General features: G+C 41.8%; 26 protein-coding genes and 1 pseudogene. 13 read left to right on the top strand and 14 right to left on the bottom strand.

Translation table 11 applies throughout. The annotated features are described in order from the left end of the window. The first annotated feature begins 20 nt into the window (after positions 1-20). Positions 21-662: an MOSC domain-containing protein gene (locus H6H03_RS35615; protein ID WP_190959723.1), complete on the top strand. Its 642-nt coding sequence runs from the start codon at positions 21-23 to the stop codon at positions 660-662. On the opposite strand, the gene H6H03_RS35610 is transcribed toward H6H03_RS35615, so the two are convergent. The 4 genes from H6H03_RS35610 to H6H03_RS35595 all read right to left on the bottom strand — a co-directional run bounded on the left by H6H03_RS35610 (position 659) and on the right by H6H03_RS35595 (position 3447). Continuing rightward, the gene (locus tag H6H03_RS35610) at positions 659-1606 is read right to left on the bottom strand and encodes a ParB/RepB/Spo0J family partition protein (RefSeq protein WP_190959722.1); all 948 of its coding nucleotides are present in this window, start codon (positions 1604-1606) and stop codon (positions 659-661) included. The genes H6H03_RS35615 and H6H03_RS35610 overlap by 4 nt on opposite strands. Then, the gene (locus H6H03_RS35605; RefSeq protein ID WP_190959734.1) at positions 1603-2370 is read right to left on the bottom strand and encodes a ParA family protein; all 768 of its coding nucleotides are present in this window, start codon (positions 2368-2370) and stop codon (positions 1603-1605) included. The genes H6H03_RS35610 and H6H03_RS35605 overlap by 4 nt, the downstream gene beginning before the upstream one ends. A gap of 359 nt (positions 2371-2729) precedes the next feature. Beyond that, entirely contained in the window at positions 2730-3077 is a 348-nt protein-coding gene (locus tag H6H03_RS35600; RefSeq protein ID WP_190959721.1) for a hypothetical protein, read from the bottom strand. A 40-nt stretch (positions 3078-3117) separates the two neighbouring features. Further along, positions 3118-3447 (bottom strand): hypothetical protein, encoded by a 330-nt coding sequence (locus tag H6H03_RS35595; protein ID WP_190959720.1) that lies wholly within the window; start codon positions 3445-3447, stop codon positions 3118-3120. 197 nt (positions 3448-3644) lie between these two features. Here H6H03_RS35595 and H6H03_RS35590 point away from each other — a divergent pair, with 197 nt between their 5' ends. The 4 genes from H6H03_RS35590 (at position 3645) to H6H03_RS35575 (ending at position 5805) form a co-directional block, all read left to right on the top strand. After that, positions 3645-4106, top strand: coding sequence for a hypothetical protein (locus H6H03_RS35590; RefSeq protein WP_242058147.1), 462 nt, complete (start codon positions 3645-3647; stop codon positions 4104-4106). Continuing rightward, positions 4103-4498 (top strand): hypothetical protein, encoded by a 396-nt coding sequence (locus H6H03_RS35585; protein WP_190959718.1) that lies wholly within the window; start codon positions 4103-4105, stop codon positions 4496-4498. Before H6H03_RS35590 ends, H6H03_RS35585 begins: the two co-directional genes overlap by 4 nt. Before the next feature lie 307 nt (positions 4499-4805). After that, complete coding sequence (locus H6H03_RS35580) at positions 4806-5414, top strand: hypothetical protein (RefSeq protein ID WP_190959717.1); 609 nt, start codon at positions 4806-4808, stop codon at positions 5412-5414. A gap of 187 nt (positions 5415-5601) precedes the next feature. Next, positions 5602-5805: a hypothetical protein gene (locus tag H6H03_RS35575; RefSeq protein ID WP_190959716.1), complete on the top strand. Its 204-nt coding sequence runs from the start codon at positions 5602-5604 to the stop codon at positions 5803-5805. A 239-nt stretch (positions 5806-6044) separates the two neighbouring features. On the opposite strand, the gene H6H03_RS35570 is transcribed toward H6H03_RS35575, so the two are convergent. The 4 genes from H6H03_RS35570 to H6H03_RS35555 form a co-directional block, all read right to left on the bottom strand. Then, complete coding sequence (locus H6H03_RS35570) at positions 6045-6416, bottom strand: hypothetical protein (protein ID WP_190959715.1); 372 nt, start codon at positions 6414-6416, stop codon at positions 6045-6047. A 639-nt stretch (positions 6417-7055) separates the two neighbouring features. Beyond that, positions 7056-7469 (bottom strand): alternative ribosome rescue aminoacyl-tRNA hydrolase ArfB, encoded by a 414-nt coding sequence (gene arfB / locus H6H03_RS35565; RefSeq protein WP_190959714.1) that lies wholly within the window; start codon positions 7467-7469, stop codon positions 7056-7058. Between the two features lie 48 nt (positions 7470-7517). Next, positions 7518-7784 carry a hypothetical protein gene (locus tag H6H03_RS35560; protein ID WP_190959713.1) on the bottom strand — a complete coding sequence of 89 codons (267 nt, stop codon included), beginning with the start codon at positions 7782-7784 and terminating at the stop codon, positions 7518-7520. Positions 7785-7838: 54 nt separating this feature from the next. Next, the gene (locus H6H03_RS35555) at positions 7839-8924 is read right to left on the bottom strand and encodes a tyrosine-type recombinase/integrase (RefSeq protein WP_190959712.1); all 1086 of its coding nucleotides are present in this window, start codon (positions 8922-8924) and stop codon (positions 7839-7841) included. 309 nt (positions 8925-9233) lie between these two features. Here H6H03_RS35555 and H6H03_RS35550 point away from each other — a divergent pair, with 309 nt between their 5' ends. After that, entirely contained in the window at positions 9234-9755 is a 522-nt protein-coding gene (locus H6H03_RS35550) for a hypothetical protein (protein ID WP_190959711.1), read from the top strand. 199 nt (positions 9756-9954) lie between these two features. On the opposite strand, the gene H6H03_RS35545 is transcribed toward H6H03_RS35550, so the two are convergent. Beyond that, positions 9955-10230 carry a hypothetical protein gene (locus tag H6H03_RS35545; protein WP_190959710.1) on the bottom strand — a complete coding sequence of 92 codons (276 nt, stop codon included), beginning with the start codon at positions 10228-10230 and terminating at the stop codon, positions 9955-9957. A gap of 60 nt (positions 10231-10290) precedes the next feature. Here H6H03_RS35545 and H6H03_RS35540 point away from each other — a divergent pair, with 60 nt between their 5' ends. Together H6H03_RS35540 and H6H03_RS35535 are read left to right on the top strand one after the other, a co-directional pair. Next, positions 10291-10590: a hypothetical protein gene (locus H6H03_RS35540; RefSeq protein WP_190959709.1), complete on the top strand. Its 300-nt coding sequence runs from the start codon at positions 10291-10293 to the stop codon at positions 10588-10590. 32 nt (positions 10591-10622) lie between these two features. Further along, positions 10623-11204, top strand: a complete 582-nt coding sequence (locus H6H03_RS35535) for a hypothetical protein (RefSeq protein WP_190959708.1) — start codon at positions 10623-10625, stop codon at positions 11202-11204. A gap of 284 nt (positions 11205-11488) precedes the next feature. On the opposite strand, the gene H6H03_RS35530 is transcribed toward H6H03_RS35535, so the two are convergent. The 3 genes from H6H03_RS35530 to H6H03_RS35520 form a co-directional block, all read right to left on the bottom strand. Next, the gene (locus tag H6H03_RS35530) at positions 11489-12124 is read right to left on the bottom strand and encodes a GNAT family N-acetyltransferase (RefSeq protein ID WP_190959707.1); all 636 of its coding nucleotides are present in this window, start codon (positions 12122-12124) and stop codon (positions 11489-11491) included. Between the two features lie 152 nt (positions 12125-12276). Then, the gene (locus H6H03_RS35525) at positions 12277-12918 is read right to left on the bottom strand and encodes a glutathione S-transferase family protein (protein WP_190959706.1); all 642 of its coding nucleotides are present in this window, start codon (positions 12916-12918) and stop codon (positions 12277-12279) included. A gap of 9 nt (positions 12919-12927) precedes the next feature. Then, positions 12928-13308: a DUF4174 domain-containing protein gene (locus H6H03_RS35520; RefSeq protein WP_242058146.1), complete on the bottom strand. Its 381-nt coding sequence runs from the start codon at positions 13306-13308 to the stop codon at positions 12928-12930. A gap of 4 nt (positions 13309-13312) precedes the next feature. Between H6H03_RS35520 and H6H03_RS35515 the strand changes: the two genes are divergently transcribed. The 5 genes from H6H03_RS35515 (at position 13313) to H6H03_RS35500 (ending at position 15268) form a co-directional block, all read left to right on the top strand. Then, a complete protein-coding gene (locus H6H03_RS35515; RefSeq protein WP_190959735.1) occupies positions 13313-13510 on the top strand; it encodes a hypothetical protein in 198 nt (65 codons plus the stop codon). A gap of 155 nt (positions 13511-13665) precedes the next feature. Next, entirely contained in the window at positions 13666-14394 is a 729-nt protein-coding gene (locus tag H6H03_RS35510) for a hypothetical protein (RefSeq protein ID WP_190959704.1), read from the top strand. A 10-nt stretch (positions 14395-14404) separates the two neighbouring features. Continuing rightward, positions 14405-14551, top strand: a complete 147-nt coding sequence (locus H6H03_RS35505) for a hypothetical protein (RefSeq protein ID WP_190959703.1) — start codon at positions 14405-14407, stop codon at positions 14549-14551. 164 nt (positions 14552-14715) lie between these two features. Next, positions 14716-14874 carry a hypothetical protein gene (locus H6H03_RS42300; RefSeq protein WP_449289998.1) on the top strand — a complete coding sequence of 53 codons (159 nt, stop codon included), beginning with the start codon at positions 14716-14718 and terminating at the stop codon, positions 14872-14874. A 25-nt stretch (positions 14875-14899) separates the two neighbouring features. Then, complete coding sequence (locus tag H6H03_RS35500) at positions 14900-15268, top strand: IS66 family transposase (protein ID WP_449289999.1); 369 nt, start codon at positions 14900-14902, stop codon at positions 15266-15268. Here the strand turns inward: H6H03_RS35500 and H6H03_RS35495 are convergent. Further along, entirely contained in the window at positions 15251-15736 is a 486-nt protein-coding gene (locus H6H03_RS35495; protein WP_313932013.1) for a transposase family protein, read from the bottom strand. The two genes, H6H03_RS35500 and H6H03_RS35495, sit on opposite strands and share 18 nt — an antisense overlap. A 76-nt stretch (positions 15737-15812) precedes the next feature. Continuing rightward, positions 15813-15934 (bottom strand): annotated as a pseudogene (locus H6H03_RS35490) (IS4 family transposase); the annotation flags it as partial.

Below are 15934 nucleotides of genomic sequence, written 5' to 3'. Positions count from 1 at the left end.
AGTACTATTAAGGTTGCTCTATGAAATTGATTTCTGTTTGCGTTGGACTGCCGCGTGAAGTGAGATGGAAGGAAAAACCTGTGACAACTGGCATTTTTAAGCAGCCCGTGAATGGACGAGTGATGCTACGAACGCTCAATCTAGACGGAGATGGACAGGCAGATTTGACCGTTCACGGAGGTGTCGAGAAAGCGGTTTACGCTTATCCAATGGAGCATTACGCTTACTGGCGGCAGGAGTTACCGGATGAGGACTTGTCTTGGGGTGCGTTTGGCGAAAACCTAACGATTGAGGGCTTGTCAGAAAGGGAAGTCAATATCGGCGATCGCTTTCGTATTGGCTCGGCTGTTGTGATGGTGACGCAGCCCCGGTTTCCTTGCTTCAAGCTCAATCTCAAGTTTGGACGAGATGATATGGTCAAACGGTTTCTCAACAGCCGATTGAGTGGCATTTACTTTTCAGTAGTCCAAGAAGGTGAAATTGGTGTAGGGGATGAAATCGAACTGGTGAGTCGGGATGAAAACAATGTCACAGTTGCCGATATTGTGCAAATCTACGTGCGTGAAGCCGATGAGAATTTAGTGCGTCGCGCTGTTCGGGTTCCCGCTTTGGCAGAAGGTTTGCGAACTTATTTTCAACAGCAAATCAAACCAGAGCATTAACCTATTGAGTTGTCATCTTGCATTAGTGCATTTAACTGAGCCAACAACTTCTCTACCTTCGCTTTTTTCTTGGGGTCATCCCAGACTTGAGATTTCTTTAAGCGGCGAAATGTTTCATCAGCCAGGTCTTTTATTGATGGTGGTTCTGATTCAGTCTGCTGTTCAATTTCTTGAATCTTGCGTTTGATTTCGCTCAGTGAGAGATTTAGGACTTTCGCATCTTCTAGGAGTTGTTTTCGTGTCTCGTCATCTTGAACTCGTGCGATCGCCCGTGCTTTGGTATATTCAATCTGCCCTGAGCGCAGCACTTCCAACACATCAATAGGGAGATTAAGTAAAGGAATGCGGCTGACACGAAAACTTTCAGCGCTAAATTTACCGATGCTTAAGAGGACAGATTCAATAGTTTCAAGCTGACGGAAAACGTTTTCCGTCAAATCCAAGTTTCGCTTTTTGGCATTGGCAGCAGAGTTGAGGACAGAGATAACTTCGTTTCTGGTAACACCCAGTTCAATGCTCAAAAGTTCAAGTATTCCCTCGGTTTCTTCTACAGGATTTAGGTCTTCGCGCTGGAGATTTTCAACAAGCTGCACCTTAGAAGTGGTGATATCATCCATTTCGCGGATAACCACAGGGACTTCGTTTATGAGAGCAAGTTGAGCAGCCCTTAAACGGCGTTCTCCTGCCACAAGTTCATACCCTTCACCCGGTAGGGGTCGCACTAACAAGGGTTCGAGAATACCTAGTTCTTTTATCGAGCGTGATAGTTCTTCCAGCTTTTGAGGGTCGAAGTAACGTCGGGGCTGTGAGGCAGGCAGCTTGATTAAGTTGATGGCAACCGTATTTGGTGAATTAGCCGTACTTTCAGTTTGGTTAAAACTTTCACCGAGCAGGGCGGCTACACCTTTTAAGTGACTGCTATAGGGTTGGTCTTTTTTGCTCACTGTAGTTTTTCTAAACTAAGGGTAATTTTTTTTAGTACAGCGACAGCAGGATGTTTGGGATTATATAGTGCTAAAGGTAAGCGTGCCTCACTTGCATCAGCAAAGGCAATAGATTTAGGAATAGGTTCAAAGACTGTCGCTAGGGGTGAAAGTTGTTCTGTGATAGCTTTCATGGTTCTGCTTTCTTGGGCAGTACGCGCATCATACATTGTGGGAATAAAGCCAGCAATCGTAAGTGTTTTATTAGCACCTTTACGGAGTGTGGCTACAGTTCTTAATAGTAAGTCAGTTCCTTGAAAAGATTTAAACTGGCACTGAATGGGCACTAAGACATGGGTTGCTGCTACTAAGCTAATAACGCTGAGAATGCCTAAAGATGGCGGACAATCTATCAAAATAAAATCATACTTGTCCAAGATAGGGGCAAGTGCATTTTTTAGGCGCATTTCCCGCATCAGAGCGGCGACTAATTCCAGTTCAGCAGCACTTAAATTAATGTTCGCTGACACCAAACTCATATTGTGAATCAGTTCAGAGTGAATTGGTAACGGTTCTTCACCCACTACTGCTTCGTAGACAGTTTTGGCTGTAATGTCTGGTTCTAGCCCCATAAATGTCGTCAGTGACGCTTGCGGGTCAAGGTCTATCAAAAGAACACGATTTTTCTTTTTTTGAGCGAGGTGGTAGCCCAAGTTCATTGTTAAACTTGTCTTTCCTACTCCTCCTGATTGATTAAATAGCGCAATAATACGGGTTTTGCTCACGAGTGATAAATTACAGTTGTAATTAAAAATGCTTCTAATACAGGCAGATTGTAGCTTTGGAGTAAAGGTAATACAACTGCGAACAGTACATTTGTCACAAATTAAGGTTGTAAGGGCTGTAAGGTAGCTGTCAAGCTTCTTGGTCAGAAGACGCGACAAAAGGCGATCGCACTTCTTTTGTTTTGTGCGATCGCTTGACTCAAACAAAAAGGCGATGCCTACGGCGGTCACTGAGCCTGTCGAAGTGCGGTAAACTACGCAGTGCAATACTGGATCGCCTTTATCCTCTAAGAAAATTATTAGTTGAGAGCAGCGATCGCATCCGGCGGGCGGTTACGCCATCGCTATTGAGATAGTATTTACTCAAAAAGACTCAGTTTAGTTGGTGGGGTCGGGATGCAAGTTTCATAGTTTGGATTCTCAGGGTAGAAATTGTAACAGTGTCCCACTTCATCAAGGATAACCATTGTATAGCAGTTGCCATTAGCTTCGTAGCCAATTCTGTACTCAATATCTCCTACAATCATCCCTGCCCATTTATCACTCACACCAGCGCGAATATTAGTTAAAAGCTTTTCCACAAGTGGCTGGTAAATTTTTTTAGGCATACCCATTAGGCTTTTGTTGATATGTTCTGAGAACTCGTTGCTAGTTAAGGTTTGGATTATTAGCCTAGCTTTCTGTTTACGTTGACTTGCTTTACCCATCAAATTTTCCTCAGTTCCGATTGCTGCTCTTGGGAGCAAACTAGCTCTCGTCTCCTGGTTTATACTCTAGTCCTTCACCCTCACCAGGAGTCATTTTTTGAGCAGTCCCATTAAGAATTTGCTCCCACATTTCATCAAAGGTAATACCCCGCTTTTTGGCTAGGTACTCAACCCGCTCTTTGATTAACTTGTCCCGCTCCTGAAGTTTGGCACATAAAAGAGACTGTGCCTGGACAACCTTAGTACGACCATTTACCCATGCATCCACATGGAGTAAATCATTGTAATACTCACCAAGGGCCGGAATCGCTAACCTTTCATCCTTTTTGGGCATTTCATCCTTTCTGGGGTTTAAACCTACTGCATCCATATTGCTACCTAAGTGCTTCTATTTTTCCAAATCTGCCCCAGAATTGGCACAAAAAAGGAGTACTTCAATACTTTATCCCAATATTGACCCAATTATGGTACATATACGCCCATTATTGGTAGGATGCAGAAGTACACAAAAAACTGCTTCAGTTGGCGAACCAAAGCCATTAGAATATGCTTAAATTCAAGTCAAAAATGAATTTTCGTCAAGTTATTGCCATAACAACAAGCCTTGTTCTATCAGGGACTGCTTTATATACGCGCCCAGTTAATGCGAATCCTGCGGTACTTGCACCCGCCGCTTTTTGTGCAGGCACGGCTGGGGTAGGATGTGTGCTTGTTGGAGTTGCTATTATAGGTGGCACTGTTTACTATATCTGGCAATCCACAGACGGGAAGCATTATGCAGCAGACGCAAATGGACAGATTAACAATTCTGAGAAATTGGTTGGTACACAAAAGCCTTTGCAGAGTAGAGCTATTTCTGGGATAGAGGCAGCAAAACTAGGAGATGCTCACTGGGCTAATAGTGTTGCTGATTGTTACAAGATTGCTAAAAGGATAGGTAAAACACTTAAGAGACATCACATTGCCGTTGGTGGTGGATACTGGTGTATTTTTCCTGGAGAACAAACAAGTTTTGGAGATAACAGATGAACTTGCAAGAATTAGAACAGTTCAATGAGTTAAGAGGCGACACGCTTTTGACATCCATCCTGACTTTTCCTAGCTTCAATGCACCAGGATATGAACTTACGGGTGGAATGGAGGTTTGTTGTGGAGTCAATGATGCAATTGCTGAGATTGAGCCTATAGTGTGGACTGCTGGTTACAAAAACAGTCCTGAACATGAATGGAAGCTAGTTAGCTACGAGGTGTTTGTACCTCAAAAGATGGTTTTAGTAGCTCCAGACAATATGCATTCGTGCGAAACTGCAACAATACATAATGCTGTCATATTTTGCTATTACAGTCCGATAAAACCAGAAGTAATTAACCAGTTGATTCAACAAAATCAACCTTGGGTTTTAGACAAGAGTAATAGTTAAAATTAAGATTCTCTTGCTGCGCCCAATAGATACAATTGGCAATTCCTCACTTATCCCTCCAGTGATGTCAGTCTTAGGCTGACAGGCTGGGGGGTATGTTTGTCACTGCGCCGCATTCATCGTTCACTACTATAAGCATTGGATTCAGAAAGGAGGAATTGAAAATCATTAAGCTACTAGAAAGGCTTGGGAATTAAAGCTTAAGTTTTGGCTGCTAGTAATTATCCGCTATTAGACTGCTGTTGATTTTGGGAATAATTATTTTAGCTGTCTGCTTTATTTCTGATTTACTCTAACAAAGCCAATTATGGATACACCAACAGATTTTATATTTTTAGAAGAAAGTATTGCTAAAAAGTGCAATCCTAAATTCGGTGATAGAGAGTACTTGGTAATACAAACTTACCCACTTGGTAAAACAATTAGGGTGGTTTACCGCAGCTACGATTATTGTGATGCAGACCAAAAATGTCAGTTAGAAAGCCTATCACATGATTACTCATGCTTCGCTACAAGGATTTACCATGATGGTAAGCTTTGGATTCCAGGTAATATGTCTGGAATTCCATATAAGATTTCTGAGGAGCAATTCTGGGAGATTCACCCAGACTATAAATCAAGTGATGCAGACGGTGAAATAGAAATTTGTGATTGCAGCTACCTGTACTTTGTAGGAAGGACAAGCATCCTAACTTGTCTAAAAAACGACAATGGCAGGAGTATAAATATATGCCCAAACTGTGCAGCGACTTTGCAAGAAGAAGAGGAAGATGATGATGATTTTGTTCCTTCAGCTTGTAGAGGATGCACTAATTATCATGGTGATTTTTATGGGGATATTCAGCTAATTTGTGCGATTCATCCTTCTGGTTGGAGTGATGATAATTGTCCAGATTTTTCAGTTGATATTGATTAGCGATCGCTCTACTAACTCCCATCCTCTAAGAAAAAATGTATCTACTCAAAATTTGGAATAACTCAAATCAAAAAATACATTGGTATCTTTGCATAACTCACACCGAAGCAATGATTAGAACTCGGCAGATAAAATCCTGTTGGCTAACTCATAGCCTGATAGAAGCTTTTAGAATAATTGAGTAGCGATGACTACGGTGGTCACTGAGCCTGTCGAAGTGCGACAAGCTACGCACTCTATATCTAAGAACATGAAAAAACTACTTAAAATTTTGCTGAAACTCCTACCAGATGATACCCTCTGTTTATTAGAAGAGGAGTGTTTTCAAGAAATGGAAAAAAGAAAATTCATCATCTGGGAAGAAGATATTAATAATATTGAGCAGAATTAAATTAATGGCGTTGCTTGCCGCCGTAGGCATCGCTATTCCTTACCTTTCCTCTAAGAAAATCAGAGACGCGTAGTTTACCGCACTTCGACAGGCTCAGTGACCACCGCAGGCATCGCCCCTCATCCTCTAAGAATCTTAGTATGAAAAAGCTCTCAGGGCATTGGTTATGCTCTAGTGTCGGGCGATCGCCTGTTGACAAGAATCAGAGAATCCACCGCGTTTGAGTGCAAACGACATTCTTATTTGAGTTGGCAGCTTGCGGTAAGTTCTACATTGAAGAAAGTTCCTGGCTGGGGTTTAATTGAACCCAACTGCTGGATAAAAGCATTAAATCTGGTATTAGTTATGCCAAAGCCAGCTTCAGCACAAGCAGACAAACCTCCTTCGATGGGAATAGGAGAACCATTCCTGGGACTATATACAATGAATTTATCGACAGTGCCACTAGCAACCGCAAACCCTATCACTTGGCGAATTGTTCGCAAAGCGGCATTATCTAGGGAACCACCAATACTGCCAATACTGATATTAACGGCACGACTTTCAGCATAAGCCGGCGCACTAATCGACAATACTGCCCCGACCATAATCGCACAAGTGAACTTATTCATTTTCTTTCCCTCCAAAAAATCGAAAAACTAATAATTAGGTTCCGTGTGGATGAGGTACATCTGAAAGTTTGCTATGGAAAAATTTCAGACATTGTATTGTACCTCACTCGACTCAAACGTATGTATTTACAAAAACATAAACTCACTAATTAATATATAGGCATTATCTGAAGTTAATCATTTATTAAAGCAGGGTTTAAGAAATAACTTTTTAAGGTGCATTTTGATAAGCAATGCTTCAAACTGCTGTTTCATCATTGGTTCTTACGGTTTTGCCACCTCTGACGGAACACCCAGCCTCGGCTTACCTTTCCACGCTCTCGCCGGGGTCGGAACCGACGATGAAGCGATGCCTCCGGCGGGCTGCGCCTACGCACCTCATCCCGCTTGAAAAAGTTCTAATTTTCTGGAATTTTCAATCTAAGCGGTGTAGTCCTAATTAGAAAAGCGACTTATAAATAACTTCTATAAATACCCTTGGGGAATATAACCCCATCAAAAGCCCAGTCATTCCGTCTGGGTTTTTTGATAATAGAGCGATCGCCTTTTATTTCCTCTAAGAATATTGCTAGAAAAACCAGATATCACTATGCTCTACACAGGCAAGCAATACCAACTTTTCACCCAAGCATTCGCATTTTAATCAATAGCCTGCCTTCTGATGGATTTAATCTGTCCTCGCTTAGTTTTACTGTCAAGACGTTTTTTTTGAGAGCTGCGAGTTGGTTTAGTGGGTTTACGTTTTCTCTTCAGCACGACTGCGCTTTTAATAAGTTCTTTGAGTCGTTCTAAAGCCTCCTCTCGGTTTTGCTCCTGGCTGCGGTGTTCTTGGGCTTTGATGACAATGACTCCCTCTTGGTTAATGCGTCGGTCGTTGAGCTTCAAAAGCTGTTCTTTATAAAAAGCAGGTAATGATGAAGCCTCAATGTTAAAGCGTAAGTGGATGGCTGTAGCAACTTTGTTGACGTTTTGACCCCCTGCGCCTTGAGAACGAATCGCGCTAATTTCGAGTTCGCTATCGGGGATGATGATAATATTTGAAATTTGCAGCATAACTTATATATAGCGTTATTAGTGCAATCGCGTAGCACCAACAGATTGTTAGTCCCTTGTGTGTTGAGTAATGACAAGATTATCCAAATTGGCTAACACAAATTCCAAATCGTTGTTTGTTTCTTGCAACAATTCGGTAAGTGGTTTTTCACCAACTTTTATGTCTTCTAATTGACACATTTGTTGGTTGAGTACATAAAACACAATCTTGACCATTGAGGGTTTGCGGGAATTCTGATGACAAGCTGAGATATTCGGGCATTTATAGTCAACACCTGCCATCCCACGACAATCTAAACCCATTGGACAGTACATAAAATGGAACGCTTTGTTTTTATAACGTAGATTGTCAAAAGAAATATCAACCAATCAAAACCTCGGTAGCACTGTACCCGTGCCCGCGTCTTTCTTCGTGCGGATATAAGCCTTTGTTGTATCGGTTTTACTGTGTCCAAGTTGATTTTGCACCTCAAAAACATTTTTATGCTCGACTGCTCTTGTTGCGTGAGAATGCCTTAGCCAATGGCAAGAGAATTTTAACTTTGCCACCTCGGAAATATCTTGAATCAACCTTTTAATAGCTCTGTCGCTCAAGGGCAACCCTCGCTTTTTCGGGTCAGGCGACATATTTGCAAACACTGGCATCTTGTCACTAGCCATGCCCCGGTACTTTTTGAAAACGAGCGAAGTCTGATGGTCTAACCCAATCTCGCGGTACTTGCCACCTTTGCCTCGGAACTTAATTGTATAGTATCCCCGGTTTCTATCCTCTGGTGTCGGATCGGGATACCACTGGAAATTGTGCCAATATAACCCAGGATAATCTTCCTTGGGTTTGCCTGGTTCATTACCCGGAACTGTTACTCTACCCAGTTCACCAACTCGCATACCGCTATAAAAAAGCAGACAAAAAACCAGCCAGTGCTTACCCCCCAACTGCTTGGCTGCATCAGCTAGCTTCTTCATCTCGAAATCTTCTAAATACCGCTCTGCCTTGGGCAAATTGCTGAAATTATCGTAATTTATACTACTTGCAATATTCCGCAATAAATAGCCAACATTTTCTCCACTCCCATAACTCCAGAGCGACCGGAGCATCAAAATCTGGTTCGTTTTTGTATAAGGGGAAACCTCACCCCAAGAAGCTATAAATTCGAGTAACTTTGGCTGCTGAATTAATCTTAAATCGGGTATACCTTCATTGCGTACCCATAAGAGCAATTTTTGACCAAATCGGTAGTATTTTCGCTTGGTTTGTTCGCGGTTTTGACTTCCAGCCCAAGCCAAAATTAATTCCTCATCATTACCCACCGCAGGCGTGCGGTAATAATATTGCCGAATTACCTCCTCTACTAACTCCGGCGTTACTTGAGCATTAGTGTTTTTAATTACACTTGTTTGGGGAGTAGTAGGCAGAATTTCTACCAATTCGGCCTCAATATTAGTAACATCCATCTAGTCTTTAGGGTTACGTGACGATAAACATCTAACTTCCTGGAAGTGCCCTTTCAGGAAGCTTTTATATTCTACAATGCAAGCGTGGATATGCCGGCATTGTCGGCTATTGTATTTGTCGCCAAGCAACGAAGAAGGCTGTTGGTTTTTTTGTCATAAATCTGTAGCATTTGGACGGCGAACGCCTACAGCGAAACCTAGCTAATCGCGCTAGTCCGCGCATCATGATAGTGTCAAGGTAGTTATCAAGATAAAGACGCGCTCACCTTTGTCGCGGACAGTTTGGTTTTACCTAGACATTACCTAGATATGAGCAATACAGGGAGAACAAAGAAGCTAGCATCTTTCAACTGCGACCAAAAGATGTGGGAGCAGTTTATCGCTCGTTGCCAGTCCAAAGGCACGACGGCAACAGCTACGCTCACCCAATTTATCGAACTCTACCTAGACGATCTAGATAACCTTGATTCAATTGCTGGTAATGAAAATAAACGCCTGGACTCTTTAGAACAAAAAGTTGAAGAGATAACAGCCCAAATGGCACGGTTAACTGAGGCGATTATTAAAATTCAAGACTATCTCAACAAGCAACCGAGGCGACAGAATAAATCGTACAACAACAATTCCTACTTAAACAGGCAAACTCCCCGTATTCAACCGATAACGGAAGAAAATTTAGCTGCAAGACTTAATGTAAGTGTAGAAACTATACGCGAGCAGCGAGTTAATCTGCCACCACCACTTTTTGTGGCATGGTGCAAGGGCAAGGATAAATCGGGTATTGGCTGGGAATTTAACGAAAATACTCTTTTATATCATCCGGTAAGCTAGTATTTTTATTAATTTCAAGAATTTCTGAATTTACACTGATTCGCGCTCTTAATGCGATGTCTGCGACGGGCTGCGCCTACGCCCTCTTCATTTTCTTAGAGGAAACTTGAGCAATAGGGGGAGCGATCGCTTTCAATCATTACTAAAATCGGTGTAATAAGAAGCAACACAAATTAAGAGCAAAAACTATTAACCAATCTTATTCTGAATCTGCAATTAAATTCTGAAGGTAGTCACGCGCTTGAGACAATGTTAAATATAAAAAATTACCGTCTTTATCAAGTATGTAGTATTCATTGATAACGACATGATTGGCATCTTCCCCCCATCCTAGACCAGAAATTAGCCCATTAGCACGAGCTTTACTTCCCAACTCATCGATTTTTAAAAGTATATCTTTATATTCGGCTTTTAGCTTCCCTATCCTAATCATTTCATCAAGTCTGGCTTGATATTCAGCATTAGTTTCACTCATAAAATCAACTTAGGAAAGAAAAAGCCTTTATGCGCGAGTTGGTTACCTCGATGGCACATCATGATTGCGATCGCACTATTTTATAGCCAGCGATCGCAGTCGGGGATTTTCGTAGTACCAGTGTACTGCGCCCCAAAGAGCGATGCCTACGGCGGGCTACGCCTACGCTTTAGGGGTGTAACTTTTCCTCTAAGAATATTCTGGGGGCGATCGCCCAAGAGGTGTTTATCCTCGCTTGATTTTCAGGAAACAGGCGATCGCTCCGACCACGGTGATACCGGATATGATTGCTGTGTTGAAAACCAGGGATTGATGTCGTATTCAGTTCAAGACTTATCATTAAGGGTACAGGGGGGATGAGGGGGGACGACTGACTTTCAGGAGGTCTTTATGTGCAAGAATTAAATTCCTATTATAAAAATGAAGGTGACACATACTTAATTGAAATTCGCCTCAGTAATGTGAGTCAAATATTTAACTCATTTGACCCATCGCCATTTTTAGAAAAAGACCTTGATGAAGATGCCGAATCTTATATTGTTCAGTCTGTAAGCGAATTTCCACTCAAAACTCCTCTGAAGTTGGTTTTCTATCTACCCAAACAGGGTCACGATGAAGAAATACCAATTCTACATGAAGCTATCCATAACTATTTTGATTACAGAAAGCATAACGCGGCTAGAGAACTGCGTCAGACTCTCCGCCAAGGTCAAACTTCATTGATGATTGGTCTGCTGTTTTTAAGCTTATGTATTAGTCTTAGCAAACTAATTACTTTGTTCAGCGATGGTACGTTTGCGAAAATCCTCATAGAAGGGCTGTTGATTGTTGGTTGGGTAGCAATGTGGCGACCGTTGGAAATTTTTCTTTACGATTGGTGGCCGATCCATCGAACTCAACAGGTTTTTGACAAACTTAGCTCCATAGAAATTGAGATTCGCACTTCTCATGAGAGCGATCGCCCAATCGTCTAGACCGTTGAGAATTAATATTAATTTTCACTCTTCAAAATGTTTAAGGCTATTTAACTGGGAAAAAATTAGGTCTGATGCTACAGCTTTAACCCAGGTTCAAAATGAAGTGAGCTTGTGGTCACAGCGTGTTTTAGATATGTCGGGATTGTTATCAGAATCAACTGCCATCGCACAGGGATTGTAGTAGAGTGGTGGCGCAATCACTATTGTGTAGAACATCTAAATGTTTGTCCTCAACGCTCATGATTACCACTTTGTCCGCATTTTTAACTATTCAGGCAGTTTTATTTTAGAAAAGAGTGATATTTTTTTAAAGCATCTTTAGAAAAATTAGGATTAAACCACACTAGCGTCTCTTCAGCTTCAAAAGTTCCCTTGGGATGTCTAATTTTTTTCTGGGCTAAACTCTCTTGTACAAACCCATGTCTTTCATAAAATTCTATCGCCTTTTGGTTGCTCTGATGGGGGAAAAGTTCAAATCTGAGAATATGAGGCATATTAGATTTGATTTGTTCTAGATAAGTATCTAAGAGTTGACCGCCATATCCTGCACTTTGATATTCTGGATGTACGATCATAGTTGCATTAGTCAAGACATGGGCAAGACTCCTAAATTCTGAGGTGAAAGCTTTCAAGTAACCAACAATTTTGTTGTCTTTTTCAATGACTAAAATTAGTCCTCGCTCCAGTCCTTTATGCAAAACATCACTGATATATTCGAGGGTGATTTCGTCTTCTTCTTGTGTTAAATTACCTACATTAACTCTAGCTACAATTTTGTATAAATCGTATATCTGCCAGATATCATCTAGAGTGGCTTTTCGGATAATTGCAACGCAACTTGGCTGGGGCTGACTAGGGCTACCCTCTTGTTGCCAATGGAGTTGATTTATCTGTGGAGGCGATTGTAAACTTTTCATCTTTGCCACCTCTTCTATACACTCTTCCCATCTCTATTATCTCTTTATATAAGCCAAGCCTTCTCTAAAGCGGTAAATAATTCTTTCATGGCTTTCACACTAACTTTTCCTCTAAGAATTTTAGGAGGGCGATCGCTCTTGTAGGAGAATTATTAAATGCTGTTGGCGTAGTCGTATTTGCCTCCACGTTCAAGGGCGCGTTTGTAAGCAGGCCGCGCATGGATACGTTCGATAAATTCCTTAATATGAGGTCGGTTTGAGATAAGTTCGGCTTGCATAGCAACCAATTCCAGAGGAAAGCTCATTTGGATATCGGCGGCGGTGAATTCTGAACCTGCAAACCACGTACTCTTACCAAGTTCACCTTCTATGTAGTCAAAGTGAAGCTTGATTTGGGGCGCGATAAATGCATCATTGGCGCTGCTGTCTCCTGCCCCAAAACGACTGAAGATAAGGTTCATTACCAGAGGTGGCATTGCCGAACCTTCGGCGTAATGCAGCCAATAGGTGTAGCGCAACCGTTCCGGCGTATTGGATTCTGGGATTAGCCGACCATTGCCGTAGCGACCCACTATGTATTCGATGATAGCGCCCGACTCAGCAACAGTCTCTTGTGCATCTGTAATCACTGGTGACTTGCCGAGCGGATGGATTTGGCGCAGCGATGCTGGTGCTAGCATCGTCTTTGGGTCGCGTTCGTAAAACTTGATTTCGTATTCGATACCTAATTCTTCAAGTAGCCATAGTACGCGCTGCGATCGCGAGTTGTTGAGATGATGGACAATAATCGTCATAACTACTTTCTACCTCGAATAACGCATTTCTTGTTGGCGCATGGGCATAGCGTCAATTTGCTCAAAAATTGCTGTGGCTGGGACTGGTGTAGCATCTTGGCGCTTAACACCACCATCTTTACCTACCAAAATCACCCGAAAATTTTCTTTATCAACTCCAAAGCTATTTCGCAAATTGGCCACAGAAGATTCATCTATTAATTGTTTATTGGCATAGCTTTTATCTGTTGCCAAAACCTGAACCAGAACTAAATCCCGGTCTGTAAAACCGTTTTGATGCTGGTCAAATAACTGCATCTGTTGTTGGTAATCACGGTTATCAACAGACGGTGCAAAGATTAGTAATACACGGTTTTGCCATTTTTGGGAACTAAGGTTAAATGAAGACATTTTGATGGCTTGGGTTGAACCTTGGACAGTACCAGCAATGCTGACTGGCAATAAGGTAGACGCTAATAGACTAAGGGCAATTAATACTGACTTATTCACTTCGGAGGTTGATATGAGTGTTCCATCATCTCAAGCTATCATCAGTTTCCCCACTCTTTATCTATCTGGTGGTTTGTCTTGGGTATTAAGTAGAGGTTCTTAAGGTGCAACTTTGACTCTAAGAATTTGGACTATGAGCGTGTAGGTAATCGCACCTCCCCTACTTCTCCCCTATCTTTGAGTAAATCTGTAGTTGGGCTTGTAGATAAAAGTATTAATCTTGGAAATCTCTAGTTAAAATCCTACATTTTAAGTAATATGATATACAAAAATTTCTTGTGGATATTACCAATTGCTTCTACATTCAACTTTTTAGTTGCCACACCAAAAGCTCAAGCCAACTGTCCTGCATCTGTTCAGCCGCTTGAGGAAGTGCAACCGCAAGTGCAGAAACGTTGGGATGAATTACAGCGCCAAGAAACTTACCCTTGGGGCACAACAAAAGTGTATGAAAGCTTAAAAGGCGCTCGCATCACCCTAGCTAAGAGTTTCGATCAGCTGCGTGGCTCAAACAAACAAGAAGCCCTCAACTTACTAAGGCTTGGCAATTACTTACATAGCGTTTATGCCAGTGATGGCCGCTTGCTTTCGGCAGTGTATGACGCTTGTACGCGGTTTGATATGTTAACAGAGAAGGCACGTTATAGCTGGTATTACAATAGTATTGGGCGATCGCTACCCTCCAATTTGCCTCGTGAAGCTCTGCGGAATGCTGGCCGTCCATCTTGGCGACAGGTGCGTGTACCCATTAGCGAGGCGCAAGAGCAAAAAATCCGCAATTTGTTCTGGAATAGAATGGGCTACACTCAAGCGAACAATGGTATGTGGATTGGCTGGGTTCCAGAACACGGTTATTTTGAAATTAATGTACCCAATGGCTACAACATCAAGCAATTGGGGCAATTTTGGCGTTCGGCTCCACGTAACTATCGCTATATCGTACTATCAACTGACGGTTCATTAGTATTTGATGCTAACTTTGATTGACTATCATCAGATGGCGTACCCGCCCACCGAAAGCGATCGCTCCTCTACCTCGTTTAATTTTTCCTCTCTACGAGACGCTACTCGCGAACGCTTGTCTTTTCTAGGAGCGATCGCGCAGCGTTTCCAAGAGTTGCCCGTCGCAGACATCGGACTCTAACAAAAGAATAGCGCCTACCTAAATACAGGCAGGTGCTATTCAAATAATTTAAGTTCAGGAAGAAAATATAGTGAAATGAGTTCCCTGATTTTTACTATTAATTAGTAAGGATTCAGGTAACAGAGTATTGACAAAGGGGACAGTTGAGGTGGAGTATCACAAATATGAACCAAAACCTGCCTCAAGAACTAGACAGAGAAAGTTTGGGCCAGTTATCCAAAGAAGAACTGGTAAACATGATCATTGAGCAGAGCAAGGTGATACGTGAATTACAGCAAGAAATAGAGCGTTTAAAAGTCAGTAGAGAAATAGAGCAGTTCTAATTCGTCGAAACCGCCATCACAAGACATCCACAAAAAGAGCGAAAACAAAAAAGCACCACTTCAAGACCAATCAAATCAGCCAAAGAAGAAACCAGGTGGGCAGCCAGGACATTCTTTACGGGATAAAGCCAATCAATGGTGGTACTTTTTGGATAATCCGGAAGTTCCTCCTGATAACAATCAGGCTGAACGCTCGCTGCGTTTAGCTGTCACTAAACGTAAAGTTAGTGGTGGTTCTCGTTCGATGGAGCGGTTTCAACATACTGCTAATTTACTGACGGTGGTGCAGACGTGCCGTCGTCAAGGTCGGTCTGTGATTGATTTTTTTGCACAAGCTATAATTGCTGACTCCAATAATTATCAGTCTCGCCCTTCTTTACTTCCGCAATATTAGACCTGAATCCTTACGTAATCGAATTAAATGTTCAATGAATATTCGATTAGTAGATAAAGCTTTGTTTTCATCTTTTTGCTGTTGAGTTAATTCTCGTTTCGGTTTCTTCTTATGAGGAGTTGTAATATTTTCACCTCCTTGAAAGCCCTTATCACCCGCAAAAGGTTGTGACTTATCAAATTTTTCTTGAGACTTACGGAACAAGTTTATATCTGCTGTTGGCCCAGGAACGCCTATTTCTACTTCCACAATATCCTTACCTTCTGGTATCCCAATCATTAAACTTTTTAATGTATGTTGCCTCTTTTTCCCAGAAAAATATTTTTGTTGTTCTTTTTGGTTGGAATGCCTGTATATTGGCTGTTCTAAGCTATCGACTAATAGCCTAAAGTTGGTTAAGACTTCCTGAACAAAAAGTAATTCACTTTCATTGTTTGAGACTTGCTCTAATAAACTTGAGGGTAAAATATCTCGCAGAATTGGTATCCAATAATGAAAAGTATCGTTGGCTTCTGTCTTCGATCTTGCGGGGCTACAAAAAGGGCTAGGATGCAGATATAATAAGCCTCATAGCCCTCTCTCCTTGCTGGTAGTACTTACGCTTATTAGGACTTAATCTCAATAATTCAGTGACTAACTCATAAGAATTTTCCATGAAATTGACCC

The sequence above is a fragment of the Nostoc paludosum FACHB-159 genome (assembly GCF_014698835.1).
GTDB classification, from domain to species: Bacteria; Cyanobacteriota; Cyanobacteriia; order Cyanobacteriales; family Nostocaceae; genus Nostoc; species Nostoc paludosum.
Note: the sequence above shows the minus strand (reverse complement) of the source record. Positions and strands in the feature narration are given on the sequence as shown.

Excerpts from the sequence above, each read along its gene's own strand:
- H6H03_RS35575 (WP_190959716.1), top strand. The coding sequence starts at position 5,602 with ATGACTACGGTGGTCACTGAGCCTGTCGAAGTGCGACAAGCTACGCAC.
- H6H03_RS35530 (WP_190959707.1), bottom strand. The coding sequence starts at position 12,124 with ATGAAAAGTTTACAATCGCCTCCACAGATAAATCAACTCCATTGGCAA.
- H6H03_RS35590 (WP_242058147.1), top strand. The coding sequence starts at position 3,645 with ATGAATTTTCGTCAAGTTATTGCCATAACAACAAGCCTTGTTCTATCA.
- H6H03_RS35505 (WP_190959703.1), top strand. The coding sequence starts at position 14,405 with ATGGCGTACCCGCCCACCGAAAGCGATCGCTCCTCTACCTCGTTTAAT.
- H6H03_RS35550 (WP_190959711.1), top strand. The coding sequence starts at position 9,234 with ATGAGCAATACAGGGAGAACAAAGAAGCTAGCATCTTTCAACTGCGAC.
- H6H03_RS35555 (WP_190959712.1), bottom strand. The coding sequence starts at position 8,924 with ATGGATGTTACTAATATTGAGGCCGAATTGGTAGAAATTCTGCCTACT.
- H6H03_RS35615 (WP_190959723.1), top strand. The coding sequence starts at position 21 with ATGAAATTGATTTCTGTTTGCGTTGGACTGCCGCGTGAAGTGAGATGG.
- arfB (WP_190959714.1), bottom strand. The coding sequence starts at position 7,469 with ATGCTGCAAATTTCAAATATTATCATCATCCCCGATAGCGAACTCGAA.
- H6H03_RS35545 (WP_190959710.1), bottom strand. The coding sequence starts at position 10,230 with ATGAGTGAAACTAATGCTGAATATCAAGCCAGACTTGATGAAATGATT.
- H6H03_RS35570 (WP_190959715.1), bottom strand. The coding sequence starts at position 6,416 with ATGAATAAGTTCACTTGTGCGATTATGGTCGGGGCAGTATTGTCGATT.
- H6H03_RS35600 (WP_190959721.1), bottom strand. The coding sequence starts at position 3,077 with ATGGGTAAAGCAAGTCAACGTAAACAGAAAGCTAGGCTAATAATCCAA.
- H6H03_RS35585 (WP_190959718.1), top strand. The coding sequence starts at position 4,103 with ATGAACTTGCAAGAATTAGAACAGTTCAATGAGTTAAGAGGCGACACG.
- H6H03_RS35540 (WP_190959709.1), top strand. The coding sequence starts at position 10,291 with ATGATTGCGATCGCACTATTTTATAGCCAGCGATCGCAGTCGGGGATT.
- H6H03_RS35520 (WP_242058146.1), bottom strand. The coding sequence starts at position 13,308 with ATGTCTTCATTTAACCTTAGTTCCCAAAAATGGCAAAACCGTGTATTA.
- H6H03_RS35510 (WP_190959704.1), top strand. The coding sequence starts at position 13,666 with ATGATATACAAAAATTTCTTGTGGATATTACCAATTGCTTCTACATTC.
- H6H03_RS35580 (WP_190959717.1), top strand. The coding sequence starts at position 4,806 with ATGGATACACCAACAGATTTTATATTTTTAGAAGAAAGTATTGCTAAA.
- H6H03_RS35560 (WP_190959713.1), bottom strand. The coding sequence starts at position 7,784 with ATGTACTGTCCAATGGGTTTAGATTGTCGTGGGATGGCAGGTGTTGAC.
- H6H03_RS35525 (WP_190959706.1), bottom strand. The coding sequence starts at position 12,918 with ATGACGATTATTGTCCATCATCTCAACAACTCGCGATCGCAGCGCGTA.
- H6H03_RS35595 (WP_190959720.1), bottom strand. The coding sequence starts at position 3,447 with ATGGATGCAGTAGGTTTAAACCCCAGAAAGGATGAAATGCCCAAAAAG.
- H6H03_RS35515 (WP_190959735.1), top strand. The coding sequence starts at position 13,313 with ATGGCTTGGGTTGAACCTTGGACAGTACCAGCAATGCTGACTGGCAAT.
- H6H03_RS42300 (WP_449289998.1), top strand. The coding sequence starts at position 14,716 with ATGAACCAAAACCTGCCTCAAGAACTAGACAGAGAAAGTTTGGGCCAG.